Origin of the sequence: Parageobacillus thermoglucosidasius (assembly GCF_001295365.1) — a bacterium.
Taxonomy (GTDB): domain Bacteria; phylum Bacillota; class Bacilli; order Bacillales; family Anoxybacillaceae; genus Parageobacillus; species Parageobacillus thermoglucosidasius.
On record NZ_CP012712.1, the window covers coordinates 349,487 to 368,549 of the forward strand.

Annotated in this window: 14 protein-coding genes, 1 pseudogene and 1 CRISPR repeat array; of the genes and pseudogenes, 6 read left to right on the top strand and 9 right to left on the bottom strand. The window is 46.8% G+C overall.

Annotated features, from left to right (window positions below):
• Positions 1-34 precede the first annotated feature (34 nt).
• From AOT13_RS01710 to AOT13_RS01730, 5 genes and pseudogenes are all read left to right on the top strand, one after another.
• Positions 35-1,360 (top strand): acyl-CoA dehydrogenase family protein, encoded by a 1,326-nt coding sequence (locus tag AOT13_RS01710; RefSeq protein WP_042384758.1) that lies wholly within the window; start codon positions 35-37, stop codon positions 1,358-1,360.
• A 77-nt stretch (positions 1,361-1,437) separates the two neighbouring features.
• A complete protein-coding gene (locus AOT13_RS01715; protein WP_003247761.1) occupies positions 1,438-2,451 on the top strand; it encodes a methionine ABC transporter ATP-binding protein in 1,014 nt (337 codons plus the stop codon).
• Complete coding sequence (locus AOT13_RS01720; RefSeq protein ID WP_003247760.1) at positions 2,441-3,106, top strand: methionine ABC transporter permease; 666 nt, start codon at positions 2,441-2,443, stop codon at positions 3,104-3,106. Before AOT13_RS01715 ends, AOT13_RS01720 begins: the two co-directional genes overlap by 11 nt.
• 44 nt (positions 3,107-3,150) lie before the next feature.
• Positions 3,151-3,982: pseudogene (locus tag AOT13_RS01725) on the top strand (MetQ/NlpA family ABC transporter substrate-binding protein).
• 47 nt (positions 3,983-4,029) lie between these two features.
• A complete protein-coding gene (locus AOT13_RS01730) occupies positions 4,030-5,427 on the top strand; it encodes an LLM class flavin-dependent oxidoreductase (RefSeq protein WP_042384761.1) in 1,398 nt (465 codons plus the stop codon).
• A 378-nt stretch (positions 5,428-5,805) separates the two neighbouring features.
• A CRISPR array of direct repeats spans positions 5,806-6,502; the repeat unit is 30 nt; unit sequence GTTTCAATTCCTCATAGGTAAGATACAAAC.
• A 261-nt stretch (positions 6,503-6,763) separates the two neighbouring features.
• On the opposite strand, the gene AOT13_RS01735 is transcribed toward AOT13_RS01730, so the two are convergent.
• The 6 genes from AOT13_RS01735 to AOT13_RS01760 all read right to left on the bottom strand — a co-directional run bounded on the left by AOT13_RS01735 (position 6,764) and on the right by AOT13_RS01760 (position 14,075).
• Positions 6,764-7,585 carry a carbohydrate ABC transporter permease gene (locus AOT13_RS01735; RefSeq protein ID WP_042384763.1) on the bottom strand — a complete coding sequence of 274 codons (822 nt, stop codon included), beginning with the start codon at positions 7,583-7,585 and terminating at the stop codon, positions 6,764-6,766.
• Positions 7,585-8,523 carry a carbohydrate ABC transporter permease gene (locus tag AOT13_RS01740; protein WP_232511591.1) on the bottom strand — a complete coding sequence of 313 codons (939 nt, stop codon included), beginning with the start codon at positions 8,521-8,523 and terminating at the stop codon, positions 7,585-7,587. The genes AOT13_RS01735 and AOT13_RS01740 overlap by 1 nt, the downstream gene beginning before the upstream one ends.
• Positions 8,524-8,619: 96 nt before the next feature.
• A complete protein-coding gene (locus AOT13_RS01745; protein WP_013876140.1) occupies positions 8,620-9,918 on the bottom strand; it encodes an ABC transporter substrate-binding protein in 1,299 nt (432 codons plus the stop codon).
• Between the two features lie 144 nt (positions 9,919-10,062).
• Positions 10,063-11,613 carry a response regulator transcription factor gene (locus AOT13_RS01750; RefSeq protein WP_042384768.1) on the bottom strand — a complete coding sequence of 517 codons (1,551 nt, stop codon included), beginning with the start codon at positions 11,611-11,613 and terminating at the stop codon, positions 10,063-10,065.
• Complete coding sequence (locus AOT13_RS01755) at positions 11,591-13,066, bottom strand: sensor histidine kinase (protein WP_080695340.1); 1,476 nt, start codon at positions 13,064-13,066, stop codon at positions 11,591-11,593. Before AOT13_RS01755 ends, AOT13_RS01750 begins: the two co-directional genes overlap by 23 nt.
• Positions 13,059-14,075 (bottom strand): sugar-binding protein, encoded by a 1,017-nt coding sequence (locus AOT13_RS01760; RefSeq protein ID WP_042384771.1) that lies wholly within the window; start codon positions 14,073-14,075, stop codon positions 13,059-13,061. The genes AOT13_RS01755 and AOT13_RS01760 overlap by 8 nt, the downstream gene beginning before the upstream one ends.
• Before the next feature lie 241 nt (positions 14,076-14,316).
• On the opposite strand from AOT13_RS01760, the gene AOT13_RS01765 reads away from it, so the two are divergent.
• Entirely contained in the window at positions 14,317-15,051 is a 735-nt protein-coding gene (locus tag AOT13_RS01765) for a MurR/RpiR family transcriptional regulator (protein WP_013399880.1), read from the top strand.
• A gap of 24 nt (positions 15,052-15,075) precedes the next feature.
• Here the strand turns inward: AOT13_RS01765 and AOT13_RS01770 are convergent, their stop codons facing one another.
• The 3 genes from AOT13_RS01770 to AOT13_RS01780 all read right to left on the bottom strand — a co-directional run bounded on the left by AOT13_RS01770 (position 15,076) and on the right by AOT13_RS01780 (position 19,063).
• Positions 15,076-16,512, bottom strand: coding sequence for a glycoside hydrolase family 1 protein (locus AOT13_RS01770; RefSeq protein WP_013399879.1), 1,437 nt, complete (start codon positions 16,510-16,512; stop codon positions 15,076-15,078).
• 191 nt (positions 16,513-16,703) lie between these two features.
• On the bottom strand, positions 16,704-18,068 hold the full coding sequence (locus tag AOT13_RS01775; RefSeq protein ID WP_013399878.1) for an FAD-binding oxidoreductase: 1,365 nt from the start codon (positions 18,066-18,068) through the stop codon (positions 16,704-16,706).
• A gap of 17 nt (positions 18,069-18,085) precedes the next feature.
• Positions 18,086-19,063, bottom strand: coding sequence for an alpha-ketoacid dehydrogenase subunit beta (locus AOT13_RS01780; protein WP_042384773.1), 978 nt, complete (start codon positions 19,061-19,063; stop codon positions 18,086-18,088).

Sequence of the window (19,063 nt, forward strand, 5' to 3'; positions counted from 1 at the left end):
TAAGGCGCAATGGAAGAACGCCGGAGGCTTGGCAATGTTAAGAAATTCGCAAAGCAGCGGAACAAGTTTTCTTCTGCCCCTTTTCAACTGGGCGCACGCGAAAGAATGCATTGCCGGTCAAAAATACAAGAAAGGAGAAATCATGTTGAGCATCGCAAGCAAAAAAAACCACCGCTCTTATTTATCTGACGAACTGTCAAGAAAGTTTGTCCAAAATGAACGCCAAGAATTTCTTTTACATCTTGCATCAGAACTTGCCGAACAATTTCACAAAACCGCCGACATTATAGACCAAGAAGGAAGATTCCCGTTTGAAAATTTCCAAAAATTAAAGGATTGCAATTACCAATCACTAACCATTCCTAAGCAATATGGCGGAGAAGAAATTTCACTTTATGAATTTCTTCTTATGCAAGAGCGGTTAAGCCAAGGAGATGCTTCCACCGCCTTGTGCATCGGGTGGCATCTTGGGGTTATTTATGATCTCAGGGAAAGACAAACATGGGACAGCGAAAAATTTAAATGGCTTTGCCATGAAGTTGTTCAAAATAAAGTGCTCATCAACCGGGTGGCAACAGAGGACGGAACAGGAAGTCCAACAAGAGGCGGAAAACCTGAAACGGTAGCGGTCAAAAGAAACGGCAAATGGGTGATTACGGGCAGAAAATCCTTTGCGTCTATGGCGATAGCTCTTGATTATTCATTAGTAACAGCCACCATTCAGGAATCAGGGAAAGTCGGATCTTTTTTAGTTGACCATCGCCTTCAAGGGGTTAGCGTCGAAGAAACTTGGGATATGATTGGAATGCGAGGCACGCGGAGCGATGATCTGGTGCTGGATCAAGTGGAATTGCCAGAAGATGCGCTGGTGGAATTGGATCAATTGGAATCGCCAAAAGGCAATATGGGGAGAGCATGGCTGCTTCATGTTCCGGCCTGCTTCCTTGGAATTGCGATTGCCGCAAGAAATTATGCCATTTCCTTTGCTTCTGAATATCAGCCGAATAGCCTGCCCGGCCCAATCAAAGATGTTCCAGAGGTGCAAAGAAAAATCGGCGAGATGGATTTAGAGCTGTTAAAAGCAAGACATACTCTTTATTCCGTCGCACACCGGTGGGATACGTACCCGGAAAAACGCATGGAAATGAGCGGAGAATTGGCGGCAGCGAAGCATATTGCCGTCAATAGCGCCAATAAGGTTGTTGATTTGGCGATGAGGATCGTAGGAGCCAGAAGCCTGCAAAAATCCAGCCCGTTGCAACGGTATTACAGAGATGTCAGAGCCGGGCTCCATAATCCGCCAATGGATGATGCCGTTATTTCGTTACTCGCAAAGCAAGCATTGCAAAGTTTCCATTAAACCGATGTGCTCCACAACATTTCTCTTCCACCAGTGCTTAAGAATGGCCAAACCCCTGCAAACGGGAGGGAAAAGGGATGATCGAAATAAAAAATGTAACAAAAATCTATTCGATGAAAAAAAAGCAAGTGGTCGGCGTCGACAACATATCGTTAACCATTCAAGACGGGGAGATTTTCGGCATCATCGGCTATAGCGGCGCCGGCAAAAGCACGTTGCTGCGCTGCTTAAACCTTCTGGAACGCCCGACATCCGGCCAAGTCATCATCGATGGTGTCGATTTAACGTCATTGAACGACAAGCAGCTGCGGCAGGCCCGTTTAAAAATCGGCATGATTTTCCAGCATTTTTATCTCATCAGCTCCAAAACGGTGTTTGAAAATGTCGCCTTTGCCTTAAAAGCAGCAAAAAAGCCAAAAGAGGAAATTGAAAAACGAGTCAATGAATTGCTTGAAATGGTCGGGCTTTCCGATAAACGGGACGCATACCCTTCCCAGCTCAGCGGCGGGCAAAAGCAGCGGGTCGGCATCGCCCGGGCGCTTGCGAACGATCCGACTGTCCTTTTATGCGACGAAGCAACATCAGCGCTCGACCCAAGCACAACGAAATCGATTTTAGCGTTGTTGAAAAAAATCAACCGCGAACTTGGCATCACGATCGTGCTGATAACCCATGAAATGGAAGTCGTCAAAGAGATATGCGACCGCGTCGCCGTCATGCAAAACGGGAGAATCATCGAATTAGGAACTGTATATGATATTTTCACCAATCCGCAAGAAGAATTAACCAAGTCCTTTATCAACAGCGTTTTGCGCTTTGAAATCCCGGATCATCTGCTGCAGAAGCGGACGGGAACGATGGTGAAAATCCACTTCAAAGGAGAGATCGCCGAGGAAGCGGTCATTTCTGATATGTTGCAATCCTTTAAGGTAAAAGGAAATATTTTGCACGGAAAAATTGAGTATATTCAAGAAATACCGCTTGGCATTTTTGTCATGGAACTGATTGGCGAACAAGAAGAGATTCAGCGGGCCATTGACTACATTTCGCAACGAACAAACGCGCTGGAAGTGATCGCCTATGCTGCTTGATGCGCTGATCCGCTTAATTCCGGAATTGAACAAAGCGTTTTTAGAGACGATTTATATGGTGGCGATCTCCCTTTTTGCCGCGGTTGTCGCCGGCCTTCCATTAGGAATTCTTCTTTTCGTCACCGACCGCGGCCTGTTTTTAGAGAACATAGCAGTCAAATCTGTCCTTGGTTTTATTGTCAATATGATCCGCTCGATACCATTTATCATCTTGCTCGTCGGGCTGCTGCCGCTCACGAAACTGATTACGGGAACAACGATCGGCCCCACCGCTGCTTCTGTATCTTTATCGGTCGCTGCCGTTCCGTTTTTTGCAAGAATTGTTGAAACATCATTGCGGGAAATCGAAAAAGGGGTGATCGAAGCGGCGATCGCCGTCGGAGCGACACCGTGGATGATTATCAAAGATGTGCTTCTCCCGGAAACACGTCCCGGCATTGTGCATGGAATTACGATAACAACGATCAGTTTAGTTGGATATTCAGCGATGGCCGGAATTGTCGGCGGCGGCGGCATCGGCGATTTAGCGATTCGTTTCGGATATTACCGTTATGACAACACGATTATGATCACAACGATCGTTATTTTAATTTGCCTTGTCCAAATCATTCAGTTTATCGGCGACCGCATCGCCCGCTTGGTCGATAAACGGTGAGAGAGTCCGGAATATAAAAAACGACTAAGGTGGAGGATTGGCCAATGAAAGCACATAAAATATTATTTTCGTTCATTGCGCTAGCATTTCTTGTATTGTCAGGATGCTCAAGCTTGACGCAAAACACAAACAGCTCCGCAACGAAGACTATTAAACTTGGAGCGACAGCCGGACCGTATAGCGATCAAATAAAGAAAGTCATAAAGCCTTATCTCGAGAAAAAAGGATATAAAGTGGAACTCATTGAATTCAACGATTATGTCCAGCCTAATATCTCCCTAGACCAAGGTTCCATCGACGCAAATGTATTTCAAAATGAAGTGTATATGAAGAATTTTGAAAAAACCCGGAATATGGAACTTTATGAAGTGATCAAAATTCCGACTGTTCCTATTGGAATATACTACAAAAAAACATACATCATTAGACGAGATCAAAGACGGAACGACAATCGCCTTGCCTAACGAACCGGTAAATCAGGCGCGGGCTCTTACGATGCTTGAACAACTTGGATTGATCCAACTCAAAAAAGGAGTCGATCCGATAAAAGTATCGGAAAGGGATATTGAAAAATATCACAAAAAAATTGTTTTAAAACCTTTAGAACCAGCACAGCTTCCGCGCTCTCTCGGGGATGTTGATTACTCTTTAATCAATGGAAATTTTGCTATCTCATCCGGATTAAAATTGAAAGATGCAGTCGCATTAGAAAAAACGCCTCCTTACTATTTAAACGGAGTGACCGTGCGAGAGAAAGATAAAGATGCGGCGTTTGTGAAAGACATCGTGGAGGCTTATAAATCAAAGGAATTTAGAAAATTAATGAAAGAAGATGAAGAATACCAAGGCTATGCATGGCCTGATTGGTTTAAATAATGCAAATCTCTGTTCCGCAATTTTAAACCAAAGGGGAGGAAAAGAGTGTGGCAAAACAAATTATTTTAAATGCATTTGAAATGGCAAGTGCTATGCATAATTCACACGGATTATGGAAACATCCTGAAAGCAAGAGACAAAGAGGATATAAAGATATTGAATATTGGATTAAGATGGCAAAACTTTTGGAACGCGGCAAGTTTGATGCGGTCTTTTTCGCGGACGTGCTTGGCGTATATGATACATATCGTCAAAGCAAAGCCCCTTCAATACGCGACGGCCTCCAGTTCCCGGTTAATGATGCGTCATTGGTTATTCCGGTGATGGCAAGCGTTACGAAACATCTATCTTTTGCTTTGACGGTTAGCACTACTTACGAACATCCCTTTAATATCGCAAGACGTTTTTCCACCCTTGACCATTTGACGAAGGGGCGGATTGCCTGGAATGTTGTCACTTCTTATTTACCGAATGCAGCGCGGAACTTCGGGCTTCCTGAAATGATCAAGCATGATCAACGTTACGATATAGCGGACGAATTTCTGGAAGTCACATATAAACTTTGGGAAGGCAGCTGGGAAGACGACGCCTTCATAGAAGATAAACAGAACGGCATATTAATCGATCCAGACAAAGTACATGAAATCCATCATGCTGGAAAGTTTTTCGCTGTCGAAGGCCCGCATCTTTGCGAACCATCCCCGCAACGCACGCCAGTCATCTATCAAGCAGGCACTTCCGAAAGAGGCAGGGAATTTGCGGCCAAGCACGCGGAGTGCGTGTTTGTCGGAGGGCCAACGCCGGAACGAATAAAATACTATACTAATGACATAAAAAGACGCGCTGAAAAGTATGGCCGTAATCCGGATAATATCAAAGTGTTCGCTTTTCTAACGGTGATTGTCGGCAAAACAACAGAAGAAGCCGAACAAAAATTTGCGGAATTAAATCATTTGTGGAGCCCAGATGCTTCCAAAGCCCAATTTAGCGGAGCAAGCGGCTATGATCTGGCAGAATATGAAACAAAAGATTTAAATGCCCCTTTTGAATTTAAAAATACAGAGCACGGCCATTATAAAGCGGCTTCTCTTACAAAAGACGCCTCTAAAAAACTTTCGATAGGCGAAGCGCTAAACAAACTTGAGCAATTAGACCGGGAGTCTATCATTGTCGGAAATCCGGAAGAAGTCGCAGATGCCATTCAACATCGATTTGAAGAGTCAGGTGTGGATGGATTTAATCTGAACCATCTGATAACCCCTTCCAGCCTGGAGGATTTTATCGAATTGGTCATTCCGATCCTTCAAAAAAGAGGTCTATATAAGACGGAATACAAACCGGGAACGTTACGAGAAAAGTTATTTAATTACGGCAGCAGCTTATTGCCAGAAGATCATCCGGGCAGTGCTTATCGCAGCAATCGCAGCAAATCATTTATTGTGTAAAGAAAACTATACCGCACAAGCCTTCAAACAGCAAAAAAACAAAGGCGAGGAATGCCCTGCAATCATTTTGCTGAAGATTTCGTCAAGCCTTCCAAAGCAAAGAGCAGAGAGACGCCGGCGATGTTAAGATTACCGGAGAATATAGCGGAATTTTCCGGATCGTGTTGAATCATGGGGACTCTCTTATCCCCTGTTAACATTTGTTTTGCATTTACCTATGGAAGAAAAAATATTAGGATCAACCTCAATAAAAGCAGCAAAATCTTAGCTAAAACACCTTTATCAACAAACAAACCGCTGAAAATCAGCGGTTTGTTTGTTTACTGATCCGTTTTGAACCCATTCAAAAAGTGGCAGCAAAAAGCGTCAGCGAAGTTGGTTTCAATTCCTCATAGGTAAGATACAAACACGCATGGCGCGGGATTGCAGCGCATGTTATCAGCACGCGTTTCAATTCCTCATAGGTAAGATACAAACGTATAAGTGATGGCGCCGCTTGGATGTTTGTCATCCACGTTTCAATTCCTCATAGGTAAGATACAAACATATATTAAAAAGTGTAATATCATCTGCCAAAAATGGTTTCAATTCCTCATAGGTAAGATACAAACTCCCAAGCGCCTTTCCAATCACCTTTCAAGATAGCTGGTTTCAATTCCTCATAGGTAAGATACAAACTCTTCTCCTGTAATTTCCTTGTACTCAGCTAAAGTAAGTTTCAATTCCTCATAGGTAAGATACAAACGGTTACGGATTTGTAACGGAACTTGACCTCGCCAAGTTTCAATTCCTCATAGGTAAGATACAAACGACTAAAAACATACTAGAAAAAGCATTACGTCAATGTTTCAATTCCTCATAGGTAAGATACAAACAGTTGTTTGCTGAAACTTCTTTTTGTGATTTGGAAGCGTTTCAATTCCTCATAGGTAAGATACAAACATTTTGCGAACCATGTTTATTTTAGCCGAGCTGCTTTGTTTCAATTCCTCATAGGTAAGATACAAACTTTGCCTCCGGCTTTCTGCTGTTCCAAATAGCCTCGGTTTCAATTCCTCATAGGTAAGATACAAACCCCAAAAAATATTGATAAATCAATATGTTCCAGGAAGGCTAAATTCAGTATAAGCCATTTTGAAAATTCCGTCAATAGAGCGGATTGATGATGGCCGTAAGGATAAAGGGAAAAAAGAAATTGTCGTCGATCCCCTGGGATTTTTGCACGATTGGAGGTCGACGACAAACGGATCGCCTGCATAGCCCCGTCAGCTCTTAAAAGAAGAGGAATGATTTTTTCCGACAAACATTTTTCTTATGCTTTTGCTGGCATGCGTGATTATCCTTTTACCGAACCGGCCAATAAACCGCGAACGAAGTATTTGCCAAGAAAAATGTATACAAGCAAGGTCGGCAGCGCGGCTAGCAGCGCTCCTGCCATTTGCACGTTCCATTGCACAATTTGGCTGCCCGATAAGTTTTGCAGCGCGACCATAATCGGCTGCTGGGAAGATGTCGTGATCGTGACGGCAAATAAAAATTCATTCCATATATTCGTAAACTGCCAAATCGCTACGACGACAAACCCGGTAACGGACAATGGAAGCATAATGTAGCGGAAAATCCGCAAAAACCCGGCGCCATCGATTTTCGCCGATTCAATCATTTCATCCGGGATCGCCGCGTAAAAATTGCGGAACATCAGCGTCGTAATGGGAATCCCGTACACCACATGCACAAAAATGAGCCCCGGAATCGTATTATACAAACCAATTTCCCGCAAAAACTGAATCAGCGGAATCAAAATGCTTTGGTATGGGATAAACATGCCGAACAAAATGAGCGTAAAAATCGTATCTGCCCCTTTGAATTTCCATTTCGACAATACATAGCCGTTCAATGCCCCTAATATCGCCGACAATAATGTCGCCGGAACCACTAAATAAACGGAATTCCAAAAGTTCGGCGCCAATTTCGCAAACGCGGTTTGATAACTGCTCCAGTCGAAGGCGGACGGAAGCTTCCACATATCGGCGAGCGTCACTTCGTCCAGCGGTTTGACGCTTGTCACGAGCATCACATAGACCGGCATTAAGAAAAACAGGCTCATGAAGATGCAAATGGCATATAAAAACAGCCTCGACCATGCCCGTTGCCGCATCACGATCCCCCCTTCCGGCCGGAAATCAAGTATGGAACGATAAAAATGGCGACAGAAAGGAGCATGATCACCGCGATCGCCGCCCCGTTCGCGTAATAGTTGCCGCGGAATGTCGTTTCAAACATATATACCCCCGGCACATCGGTGACAAAGTTCGCCCCCGGGCCGGTCATCGCGTAAATCAGATCAAAAATTTTCAGCGAAATGTGGGCCATAATGATGATGACGCTGACCGTAATCGGCCGCAGCAACGGGATAATAATTTTGCGGTAAATTTGCAGCTCCGTCGCGCCGTCTATCCGCGCCGCCTCGCGCACTTCTTCCGGAATCGCCCTTAATCCGGCCAAATACATGGCAACAGCAAATCCCGTCATTTGCCATACCGCGGCAATCACTACCGCCACGATGGCCACCGGCACGCCAAATTCGATTTTTCCTAAATGAAATCCGCCGAAAATGGTGGTATCGGTGTACCACTTCGAATCAAAGCCAATCTTTTTTAAAAATAAGTTGACACCTGTTGACGGGTTCAGCAGCCATTGCCAGACAACGCCTGTCACTACAAACGATAATGCCATCGGGAAAAAGAAAATATTGCGGAAAAGCGATTCGCCGCGCAGTTTTTGATCCAGCAAAACCGCCAACAGTTGGCCAAGCACAATCACCACGCCGATAAACAAGATTGTAAACACAAGTGTATTGCGCAAATCGGCTTGGAAGCGGAAATCATGAAATAAATAGACATAGTTTTTCAACCCGGCAAACGATAAATCAGGGACAAGCGAATTCCAATTGCTGAGGGAAACATATCCCGTCCAGCCGATAAAGCCATAGACGAAAATAAAAATAAGCACCACCGATGGCGTGAGAAATGCGATCGCAAGCCAATGGTCCGCCGTCCATTTCCGTTTTTTCCGCGGTGCCGGCACGGCCGTCACGCTTCGTTCCGATACTGTCTTTACCGTTTCCACATTCCGTCCCTCCTGTCGTAACACGAAAAGGGGAAGAGAATGGTTCCCGTCCCCTTTTCTTCTTTATTTCTTCAATTCTGCCGAAGCCGATACAAGTGTATCAATAAATGTTTTTGTGTCTTTTTGTGTCACGAAAATATTGACCGCTTGGTTGACTTTCGTCACAAATCCTTCCGGCGCTGCGGATCCATGCGCTAAGCTTGGCGCCAGTTCCGCCGTTTTAAAATCTTCCATCGTTTGTTTCCCGTATTCGTCATACTTGGATGTGTCCGCATCAATGCGCGCTGGAATTGATCCTTTCAGAGGATTAAAGGCATCCTGCCCTTCCACAGAGCCAAGTACGGACAAAAATTTCTTCACATCATCCGGATTTTTCACGCCTTTTGGCAAGCCAAACGTATCGGTGATGACCATGAATTTGCCTTCCGTGTTTGGCGTCGGCACATAGCCGAAATCTTCATTCACTTTTAATTTCAAATCATTGACAAAATAGCCTTTGACCCAATCTCCCATAATGTTCATCGCCGCTTCGCCCTTGCCGACCAATTGGGCGGCATCTTGCCAGTTGCGGGAGCTGTGGTCTTCGTTGACGTAATCTAACATTTTCTTAAACGTATTGACCGCTTCTTTCACTTTCGGATCGTCAAACGGTAATTCTCCTGTCCAAAGCTTTTTGTAATCTTCCGTGCCAAGCGTTCCTAATAAAACGGTTTCAAAAATATGGGTTGCTGTCCACGGCTCTTTATCCCCCAGCGCCAGCGGTGTAATGCCTTTCGCTTTCAGCTTGTCGGCAACTTGGAAAAACTCATCGAATGTTTTTGGCGGCTCGAGGCCGTTTTCGGCAAAGATTTTCTTGTTATACCAAAGCACGTTGCCACGGTGAATGTTGACAGGAACGGAATAAATTTTCCCGTCTTTGCTGACCATGTCGATCAATGATTTCGGAAACTTATCCATCCAGCCTTCTTTTTCATACAAATCGTTGAGCGGTTCCATTTTGCCAGCGGCGACCCAGCCTTCATTCAATTCCGCACCGCCGTGCACTTGGAATGTTGCCGGAGGGTCATTCCCTTGCATGCGGCTCGCCAATACCGCTTTTGCGTTCGTTCCCGCTCCTCCGGCTACCGCCGCGTTTTCAACAGGAATGTCTGGATATTTTTCTTGAAACAGCTTAAGCAACGCTTTTAATCCATCTTCTTCTCCAGCGCCCGTCCACCAGCTGAATATTTCCAGTTTCTCATGTCCTTTGCTTCCGCCTTGGTCCTCTTTGCTGTTGCTGTTGGATGCCGAATCAGAATTACAGCCAGACAGCGCGAGACCAGCCACTAACGCTAACGACAACCATAATCTTTTTTTCTTCACGCTTTCCTCCCCCTTTATGATTGAAAGCCCTTTCAACAATGAATGTAACATGTTTTGGCGCCGTTTCTTTGCATAAATCTCTGCACTTTTTTGCGATCTTCTTCACTTTTTTGTCTATCCAACAAAAAAAGCTCCTGGCCGCGATCATGTGGCCGAATGGAGCTTTTTCCGATATTCGCTCGGGGACATGCCGGTATGCTTTTTAAAAACGCGGCTGAAATAGTTCGGGTCATTATAGCCGACAAGAAAACAAATTTCTTTTAAACTTTTATTTGGATCGGCCATTTCCTTCTTTGCGCGGGCGATGCGCACATCGGTCACATAGTCAATAAACGTCATCCCGAAACGGTCTTTAAATAGCTTGCTAAAGTAGCATGGGCTGATGCCGACATATTCCGCGACTTCTTCCAGTGTCAGCGGATGATGGTAATGCTCATCAATATAATCTTTTGCCTTGCCAAGCTTTCCGTTTGCCTGCTGGTGGCGCCACGCCAAGATATGACAGGTCATATGCCGCAGCTGCTCCGCTGCGGTTTTTTTCAATTCTTCGGGAGAACGGCACGAATGAAAAGTAGCCGTCCGCTCATACGCAATGCCGAAATCAGCAAACATGCGGCCGAGCAAAACGAACGTTTCCTCCAGTTTCTGTTGCACGACTGAAAGCGGATGATGGGCAGCTTCCTCCTCGATATACGTGTAGCATTGCAAAAGTGCCTGTTCCAAATCGCCTTGGCGCACGGCATCCAGCAATCGCTTTTCTTTTTCGATATGCCCAGAAGCAGCGGCAAGCACCGATTTTTTCGGGAGGAACCCGCTCTTTGCTTTTTTTTGCGACGCATAATATTGCGCCGCGGCAAGCGCCTCGTAATAAGAATGGCGCAGTTCCTCCAGCCGCGATGCCGGGGAGCCGAGACCAATATAAAGCGCTGTCCCATATTGCCGTTCAAATTGCTGGATCAGTTCGAGGGAAAGGGACTGGATCACCGGCTTCCATGAAAACGCTTTAACTGCAACATCATGAAAAAACAACACCGGCATTTGTCCGTCCACCATTTTGCCAATGATATAATGCGTTGTTTCCTTTTCGGAAAGCACTTGTTCGATCCAGTTTTTCCAATCCTCTCTTTTTTCGCCGCTTGGAAACTGAATCACCATAAACATTCCTGCATCGATTGAAAACGGAAGCAGCGTCTCCCACTGTTTCCATTCTTGCGAAGACACTTCTTCAAGCATGAGCACGGACAGCCACTCTTTTTCGACCAGCTTTTGCAATTGCCGCACCCGCTGCTGCAATTCCCGATTTTCTTCCTCCTTCCGCCGCTCTTCCATTAATTCATCATACACCCGCTGCAGCGCGCCAACCACTTCTTCTTTCCGGCTCGGTTTTAATAAATATTCTTTAACGCCATGCCGCATTGCTTGCTTCGCATAGTCAAACGTATCAAACGCGGAAACGATAATAAACTTTATCTCCGGATGCTTCCGGCGAATCAATTCGATCGCCTCGAGCCCGTCGATTCCGGGCATTTTAATATCCATCAACATCACATCCGGCTTATATTGATCAGCCACCTCCACCGCCTCTCTTCCGTTGGCTGCTTCCGCGATCACTTCCATCGTTGGGAGATGGCCGCGAATCATTTTTTGCAATGCTTTCCGCTCCAGCGCTTCATCATCGACAATGGCGATTTTCATTCGCCTCTCCCCCCTTTGTTATTGGCAAAAGCAAGCGAATCGTTGTCCCTTTGCCAGCCGCTGATTCAATTTCGATGACATCTTGCATCCCGTAAAACAGCTGAAGCCGGCGAATGACGTTGTACATCCCGATGCCGGTCGAGTGGCCGCGCGTCTGCCCATGTAAAATGGAACCCGCTTCTTCCCCTTTGATAAAGGCGGTTAACTTTTCTTTCACTTCTTCGCTCATCCCCACTCCGTTGTCTCTTATTTCAACAACTACAAGATCCTTCTTTTTTTCCACTGTTAACGAAAGCACCGCTCCTTTTTCATATGATTCAATGCCATGAATAAACGCATTTTCAATGAGCGGCTGCAACGTTAATGGCGGAATCGGCAGCGACAAACATGACTCCTCCACATCCATTGAAAATTTAATGCGGTCAAAAAAACGCGTCTGTTGAATAAAAAAGTACTCGTGCGCGATGCGCACCTCATCGGCCAAGGTGACCGTGCGCTGCAAATCTCCCAAGTTATAGCGCAAAATGGCGGCAATCGCTTCAATCAGCCGCGACGTTTGGTTTGCTTCTTCTAAATACGCCATTTTCGCAACGGCATTTAACGTGTTAAATAAAAAGTGCGGATTCATTTGGCCTTGCAAACTTTTTAGCTCCAACTCTTTGACAAGCCGGTCCAGCTCGGATTTTTGCTTCATTTCCTCGATCAGCCGCTTCAAGTTGCGGCGCATATCGTTAAATGTATCAGTCAGCAGCTTCAATTCATCGTTGGTTGTGCTGATGACATCAGGGCCATCCAGCTTCCCGCTGGCAATTTCCCGGGCGGCCCGGGAAAGGCGCGCGATCGGCCTCGTCAGCCCCCCGGAAAACCATACCGCTAAAAGGACGCCAAGCAAAAATGTCGTCATGGATAATCCGATCCCCATATAACGAAAATAACGATTCCGCGCTTCCACTTCATTATAAAAGTGTTGATAGGTCGTTAGCTCCTCATCAATAAGAGAAAGAGTCGTCTCTTGAATAAACGAAGCGATCTTCATTGCTTCATGAAGATGAGAAGAATATAAGCTAATATTGCCCGCCTGAAAGTGGTAAACCGTCAGCGCCCCTTCCTCTAGCAAGCTTTCTATCATATGTTCGTAGTTTTTCACTAAAAGCCGATTATTCCGGTTCGAAAGCGTTTCGCCTACTTGCCTGCGGTGCTGCTGCAGCCACCGGTATTGGCGCTCATACTCCCGGAAATAGCGTCCATCTTTTTCCGTTAAATAAGCGTTCAACTGTTCGACCATCCGGTTTGTCCGCTGCGAAATTTCATTAAACAAAAGCAGCCGGCGCATGCTGTAGTCATAATCAGTCACGATATCTTCGCTGCTTTGGTAGAAAAAGAAGACCGTGCCGTTTAGCAACACAATGAAAATGCCAAAATAGAATAATGCTTTCGTGCGGATTTTAATCATGGTTCACCTCGTAGTTGCGGGAAGGGCGCAGCGGCAAATCTTGCTTGCGAATCACTTTCGTTTCCGTATTGATTACTGATGGGACATTGTTTCCTTTCCTAATATCGACCATCATTTTCACCGCGCGGTATCCCATTTCGTACGGCTCCTGCACCACGGTCGCATGAATCGTTCCCTTTTGCAAGTAGCGGATCGTCTCCGGCAGTGTATCAAAGCCGATAATATATGTTCCTTTTTCGCGGTGAAACTGCTCGACGACCTTGGCGATGCCAATGGCGTCAAGCGCGCTTGTCCCGTAAAATGCATTGACTTCCGGATGTTTTTTTAAAATGTTGTACGCTTTTTCCGCCGCCTGCACGCGCGTGATATGCGACTCTTCAACAGCGACGATGTGAATTCCTTTTTCTTCCTTCACTGCATCTTTAAATCCTTGCACGCGCAGCTGCTGGTTGGAGGCGGTAAAGCTGCCGGTAATAATCGCCACATTCGCCTTTCCGTGCATATCTTCCGCTAACGCCCGTCCGGCAATAAAACCGGCGTAATAGTTATCGGTCCCGATATAGGCCGTGCGCTTACTTGTTGGGGCGTCAGTGTCGATCGTCACCACCGGAATATTTTTTTCCACTATATGATTGATGACAGGAGTAAACTCTTTTTCTGTCAATCCTTGTGTCATAATTCCATCGACTTTGGAAGCGGCCGCTTTTTCAAGAATATGAATATGTTCATCAATGTTGGCCTGCCGCGGCCCGGCATATTCGAGATAGACTCCTGTCTCCTTTGCCGCTGCTTTCGCCCCTTGTTCCACTAAACGCCAATAATCGTTATCCAGTTCTTCAGGAACGAGGACAAAATGAAACGCATTTTTTTCCGCTTCCGCTGCTGCCCCTTCACCTGGCTGATGATAGGCATACACTTTCCACGCACAATAGATCGTAAAGGAAGCGCTTACAATAAGCGCTGCGATGCTGCCGGCATAAATGACCCACTTCCACCATGTACGGCTCATAGGCGACCTCCTGTATGAATGAAACCATTCTCGTCTAACTTTATTGTACATAAATTGTTGCATCGTTGGGATAACGAAAAAAAATGACTCAAAAGGTTAGCTCAACAACCTTTTGAGTCAGCGTTCCGCAACAATTATGGTTGTAGCCTTCTTTAAGAAAATAGCTTGCAAATCCAGCTAATGTTTCCTCCTTATCTGGCATGCTATAATTCAATTACAATAGCCAAACCGAGGTGTCTTTATGTTTACGCCCGAACAAATTGCCCGTTTTTCCGAACTAGACTATATCATTTATAACTATGTCACGAAACACGCCAATGAAGTGGTATATATGCGCATCCGCGAACTCGCTGAAGAGGTTCATGTTTCGCCGCCAACGATTTTGCGTTTTTGCAGAAAAGTAGGCTGTGATGGCTTTTCCGAGTTTAAAACGAAACTGAAACTATACTTGCAGCAAAACGAGCGCTCCTTTATCACAAACGCCCAAGACACGCTGACCGAATTTTTTGAGCGGACCTTAAAAATCGATTACCAGCAGACGATTCGCGAAGCGGCCGCCGCGATCGCCCGCGCCGATAACGTCATTTTCGTCGGTTCTGGCAGCTCCGGCATTTTGGCGGAATACGGCTCCCGCTATTTTTCCGCGTTAAAAAAGTTTTCCGTTTATATTAAAGATCCGTTTTTCCCGATTTACGGCCATTATTTTAACAACTGTGTCGTGATCGCTTTGTCCGTATCAGGCGAAACGTCCTATACGTTATCGCAAGTACACCGCTTTAAAGAAAAAGGAAGCACCATCATTAGCATTACCAACCGCAAACATTGTTCCTTGGCGAACATGTCGGATTACAACTTAACGTATTACGTCAATACCGAATTTGTCGAGCAAACGAATATCACGACACAAATCCCGGTCATTTACTTGCTCGAAAGCTTGGCGAAAGAGATGTACCGGATGCTAAACAAGCCTACATAAATGCGAAAAACAGCTGGCAAACGCTCACAGCTCTTTGCCGTTGGAAGCAATCACCTGTTTATACCAATAAAAGCTTTTCTTTTTAATACGGCGCAAGTCTTTTTCCGATTCGTCATCACGGTTGACATACACAAACCCGTACCGCTTTTGATAACCGTTCAGCCAGCTGAGAAGATCGGTAAACGACCACGTGCAATAGCCAATGACATCGACACCGTCGGTGATCGCGCGCTGGATTTCTTGAATATGACGGCGGAGATAGTCAATGCGGTAGTCGTCATTGACAATATCGCCATCTTCCAGCTTGTCAAATTCGCCGAGGCCATTTTCGGTAATGAAAACAGGCAACCCGTAGCGGTTGGCAATGCGGCGCAATCCGATGCGAAGCCCGACCGGGTCAATTTCCCAGTCCCAATTCGTCGCCTCTAAATGTGGGTTGCGAACGATTTTAAATAGCCCAGGAATTCCGCTTTCCGTCGACGTTCCTTTTTTTCCGGTCGTGTTCATCACCCCTTCGCCGACACCATCAAGCGGATTGTATTGGACCGTTTGTGATCGATAATAGTTAACGCCCATAAAATCCGGTTTTCCTGCTTTCAATAATTCCATATCGCCGGATTTTATCGTCGGAGCCCATCCTTGCTGTTCGAGATAGTTCCAAGCGGCCTGCGGATACGTCCCCCAAACATACACGTCCATCCACCAATGGTTTTGAAATTCTTCCGCATTTTCCCATGCCAGCACATTTTCCGGCCGGCAATCGTATGGATACATCGGCGAGTAGGCGAAGCTCGGGCCGATTTTGCCATCCGGCACATAATGGCGGAACGCTTGGATCACTTTGGCGTTCGCCAAATTGGCAATATGGTTCGCCTCATACATGCGTTTGGCGTCTTTCACCCCTGGCGGATGCAATCCTAACCGATAGCCGAATGTGATGAAAAGATTTTGTTCGTTGAGCGTCACCCAATATTTGACGCGGTCGCCAAAACGCTGAAACAGCGTCACCGCATAATCATGGAAATCATCGATGATCTGCCTTGACTCCCATGCGCCATATTCGTCCATTAACGCCTGCGGAACGTCCCAATGATAGAGGGTGATAATCGGTTCAATATTGTGTTTTAACAGCTCATTGATAAGATTGTCGTAAAATTGAAGCCCTTTTTCATTGATTTCCCCTTTCTCGTTTGGAAACACGCGACTCCATGCGACGGAGAAGCGGTATGCTTTCAGCCCCATCTCCGCCATTAACGCCACATCTTCTTTATAGCGATGATAATGATCGACCGCGACATCGCCGTTCGTTCCTTTAAACGTTCTGCCTGGCTGTTTGGCAAAAACGTCCCAAACCGACAGGCCTTTTCCGTCTTCATTCCATGCGCCTTCGACTTGATACGCTGCGGAAGCAGAGCCCCATAAAAAACGATCCGGGAATGGACGTAATTGTTTATGTTCCATCTCTTTTTCCTCCTTTTTCTTTATCGTTCCCTACTTACTAAATAAACGGATTTCTCCATAAAAAGTAAATATGTTGCCAAAATTCCGTAATTCGCACAAACCGAAAAAAATTTGTTTCCTACGCGTAACAAGACGTTACTTGAATAGTTCAAAAAAATTCCCCACTGGATATAATCAGCGGGGAAGTAACATTATAAGAAAATTTTTCCTGGATTCATAATGCCATTCGGGTCAAACAGCCGCTTGATCCCTTGCATGAGCGGAACGGAATCGCGATGCTCCTCATATAAGAAATGACGCTTTCCGATGCCAATGCCGTGCTCGCCCGTGCATGTGCCGCCATGGGATAACGCGTAGCGGACGATGCGGGCGTTTATTTCTTCAACGCGTTTCACTTCTTCGGCGTCAGCCGGATCGAAGGTAAGAACGGTATGGTAGTTGCCGTCGCCGACATGGCCGAAAATCGCCGCTGTTATCCCGTATTCATCAACAAGCTTCCGCGTTTCGGCAATCGCTTCCGGCAGCTTGGAAACCGGCACACATACATCGGTGGACAACATCGTTTTCCCCGGATGCGCCGCTTGAATGGCAAACGCCGCATGATGGCGCGCTTCCCACAATTTAGCGCGCCCGGCGGGATCATCTTCCGTTTCAAATGACACGGCGTTTTCTGCGGCGCACCATTCTTTGACAACTTCCGTTCCGTCTTTGACGCTCGCCGCGCTGCCGCTTAATTCGATAAACAGCGTCGGCGCCTCCGGATAGTTCGTCTGCTTGTATTGATTGACCGCTTGAATCGTTTGCTCATCGACAAGCTCGATTTTCCCCGGAGAAACACCCGCTTTTAAAAGCAACGCTGCCGCCTGGGCTGCCGCCGTTAACGTCGGAAAGCTTGCTTTGATCGCATTCGTCGCTTCCGGGATGCCTTGAAGGCGGACAATCATCTTCGTAAATACGCCCAGCGTTCCTTCCGATCCGACAAACAGCCCCGTTAAATCATAACCAGCCGACGATTTTGCCGCCATTCCTCCGGTATGAACGATTTTCCCGTCGGCAAGCACGACTTCCAGCCCAAGCACTTGATCGCGCATCACGCCGTATTTGACGCTGTTTGTCCCGCTCGCGTTCGTCGCCGCCATCCCGCCGAGCGTCGCGTCTGCTCCCGGGTCAACCGGGAAAAACAGCCCGTATTTTTTCAACGCTTGATTCAGCTGCATCCGCGTTACTCCCGGCTCGACGATGGCCAAAAAATCATCGGGGCGGATATCAATAATATGATTCATCATCGTAAGATTGAGCGTGATGCCGCCTTGGACGGGAATAATATGCCCTTCTAAGCTGCTTCCCGCCCCAAACGGGGTAACCGGGATGCGCCGCTCATTTGCATAAGCCAACACAGCGCTCACTTCCGCCGCCGTTTTCGGAAACACGACGACATCCGGCTTTCTTGGCGCATGATAAGCGATTCCTTTGCTATGCTGTTCGAGAACCGTTTCGTTCACCGTCACCCGTTCACGGTCACCAATCTGTTCTAATAAGTCTTCATAAACTCCCATCGCGATCCCCCTTTTCGTTAGTAGCGCATGAGCATTTGTACTCCTTCAACGATGCGGGCGGCGTTCGGCAGCCACTCATCTTCGACCGATGGCACCGGATACGGTGTATCATAACCGGTCACGCGCACAATCGGCGCCGATAGCGAAAACAGCGCCCGTTCGCTAATCAGCGCGGCAATTTCCGCGCCAAAACCGTTTGTTTTGACCGCTTCATGAACAATCATCACCCGTCCCGTCTTTTCCACCGACTGCACGATCGCATCGATATCGAGCGGCTGCAGGCTGCGAAGATCGATCACCTCCGCATCGATTCCTTTCTCCTTCATCTCTTCCGCTAATTTCGCGACAAGCGGAACCGTCGCTCCCCATGAAATGATCGTTACATCTTCCCCCTCTTTGACGACGCGCGCTGTTCCGAGCGGAATTTCATATGGCTCATCCGGCACTTCCATGCGCAAAGCACGGTATAATTTCATCGGCTCTAAAAACAAAACAGGATCTTCATCGCGAATCGCTGAAATTAACAGCCCTTTTGCGTCAAAAGCGTTGGATGGCATAACGACTTTCAGTCCCGGTGAATGCGTAAACAACGCCTCTAACGCATCGGAATGAAGCTCCGGCGTGCGCACCCCGCCGCCGTATGGGCTGCGCACGACAAGCGGGCACGTAAACCGCCCCGCTGAACGGAAGCGAAGGCGCGCCGCCTGTGCCGCAAGCTGATCCATCGCTTGGTAGGCAAAACCGAGAAACTGGATTTCCGCAACCGGGCGGAATCCGTTCACCGCCAAGCCAATCGATGTGCCGATGATTCCTGATTCGGCAAGCGGCGTATCAAACACGCGGCGGTCGCCAAATTGTTCAAACAAGCCATCTGTCGCGCGAAAGACGCCGCCGTTCTTTCCGACATCCTCCCCCAGGACGATCACGCGCTCATCGCGCTCCATTTCTTGCCGGATCGCTTCATTAATCGCCTGAATCATCGTCTTTTCCGCCAC

Bases quoted from the DNA above. Each gene is read 5' to 3' on its own strand.
- AOT13_RS01770 (WP_013399879.1), bottom strand. From the start codon at position 16,512: ATGGAACATAAACAATTACGTCCATTCCCGGATCGTTTTTTATGGGGC.
- AOT13_RS01755 (WP_080695340.1), bottom strand. From the start codon at position 13,066: ATGATTAAAATCCGCACGAAAGCATTATTCTATTTTGGCATTTTCATT.
- AOT13_RS01715 (WP_003247761.1), top strand. From the start codon at position 1,438: ATGATCGAAATAAAAAATGTAACAAAAATCTATTCGATGAAAAAAAAG.
- AOT13_RS01710 (WP_042384758.1), top strand. From the start codon at position 35: ATGTTAAGAAATTCGCAAAGCAGCGGAACAAGTTTTCTTCTGCCCCTT.
- AOT13_RS01720 (WP_003247760.1), top strand. From the start codon at position 2,441: ATGCTGCTTGATGCGCTGATCCGCTTAATTCCGGAATTGAACAAAGCG.
- AOT13_RS01750 (WP_042384768.1), bottom strand. From the start codon at position 11,613: ATGAAAATCGCCATTGTCGATGATGAAGCGCTGGAGCGGAAAGCATTG.
- AOT13_RS01735 (WP_042384763.1), bottom strand. From the start codon at position 7,585: ATGCGGCAACGGGCATGGTCGAGGCTGTTTTTATATGCCATTTGCATC.
- AOT13_RS01765 (WP_013399880.1), top strand. From the start codon at position 14,317: ATGTTTACGCCCGAACAAATTGCCCGTTTTTCCGAACTAGACTATATC.
- AOT13_RS01760 (WP_042384771.1), bottom strand. From the start codon at position 14,075: ATGAGCCGTACATGGTGGAAGTGGGTCATTTATGCCGGCAGCATCGCA.
- AOT13_RS01775 (WP_013399878.1), bottom strand. From the start codon at position 18,068: ATGGGAGTTTATGAAGACTTATTAGAACAGATTGGTGACCGTGAACGG.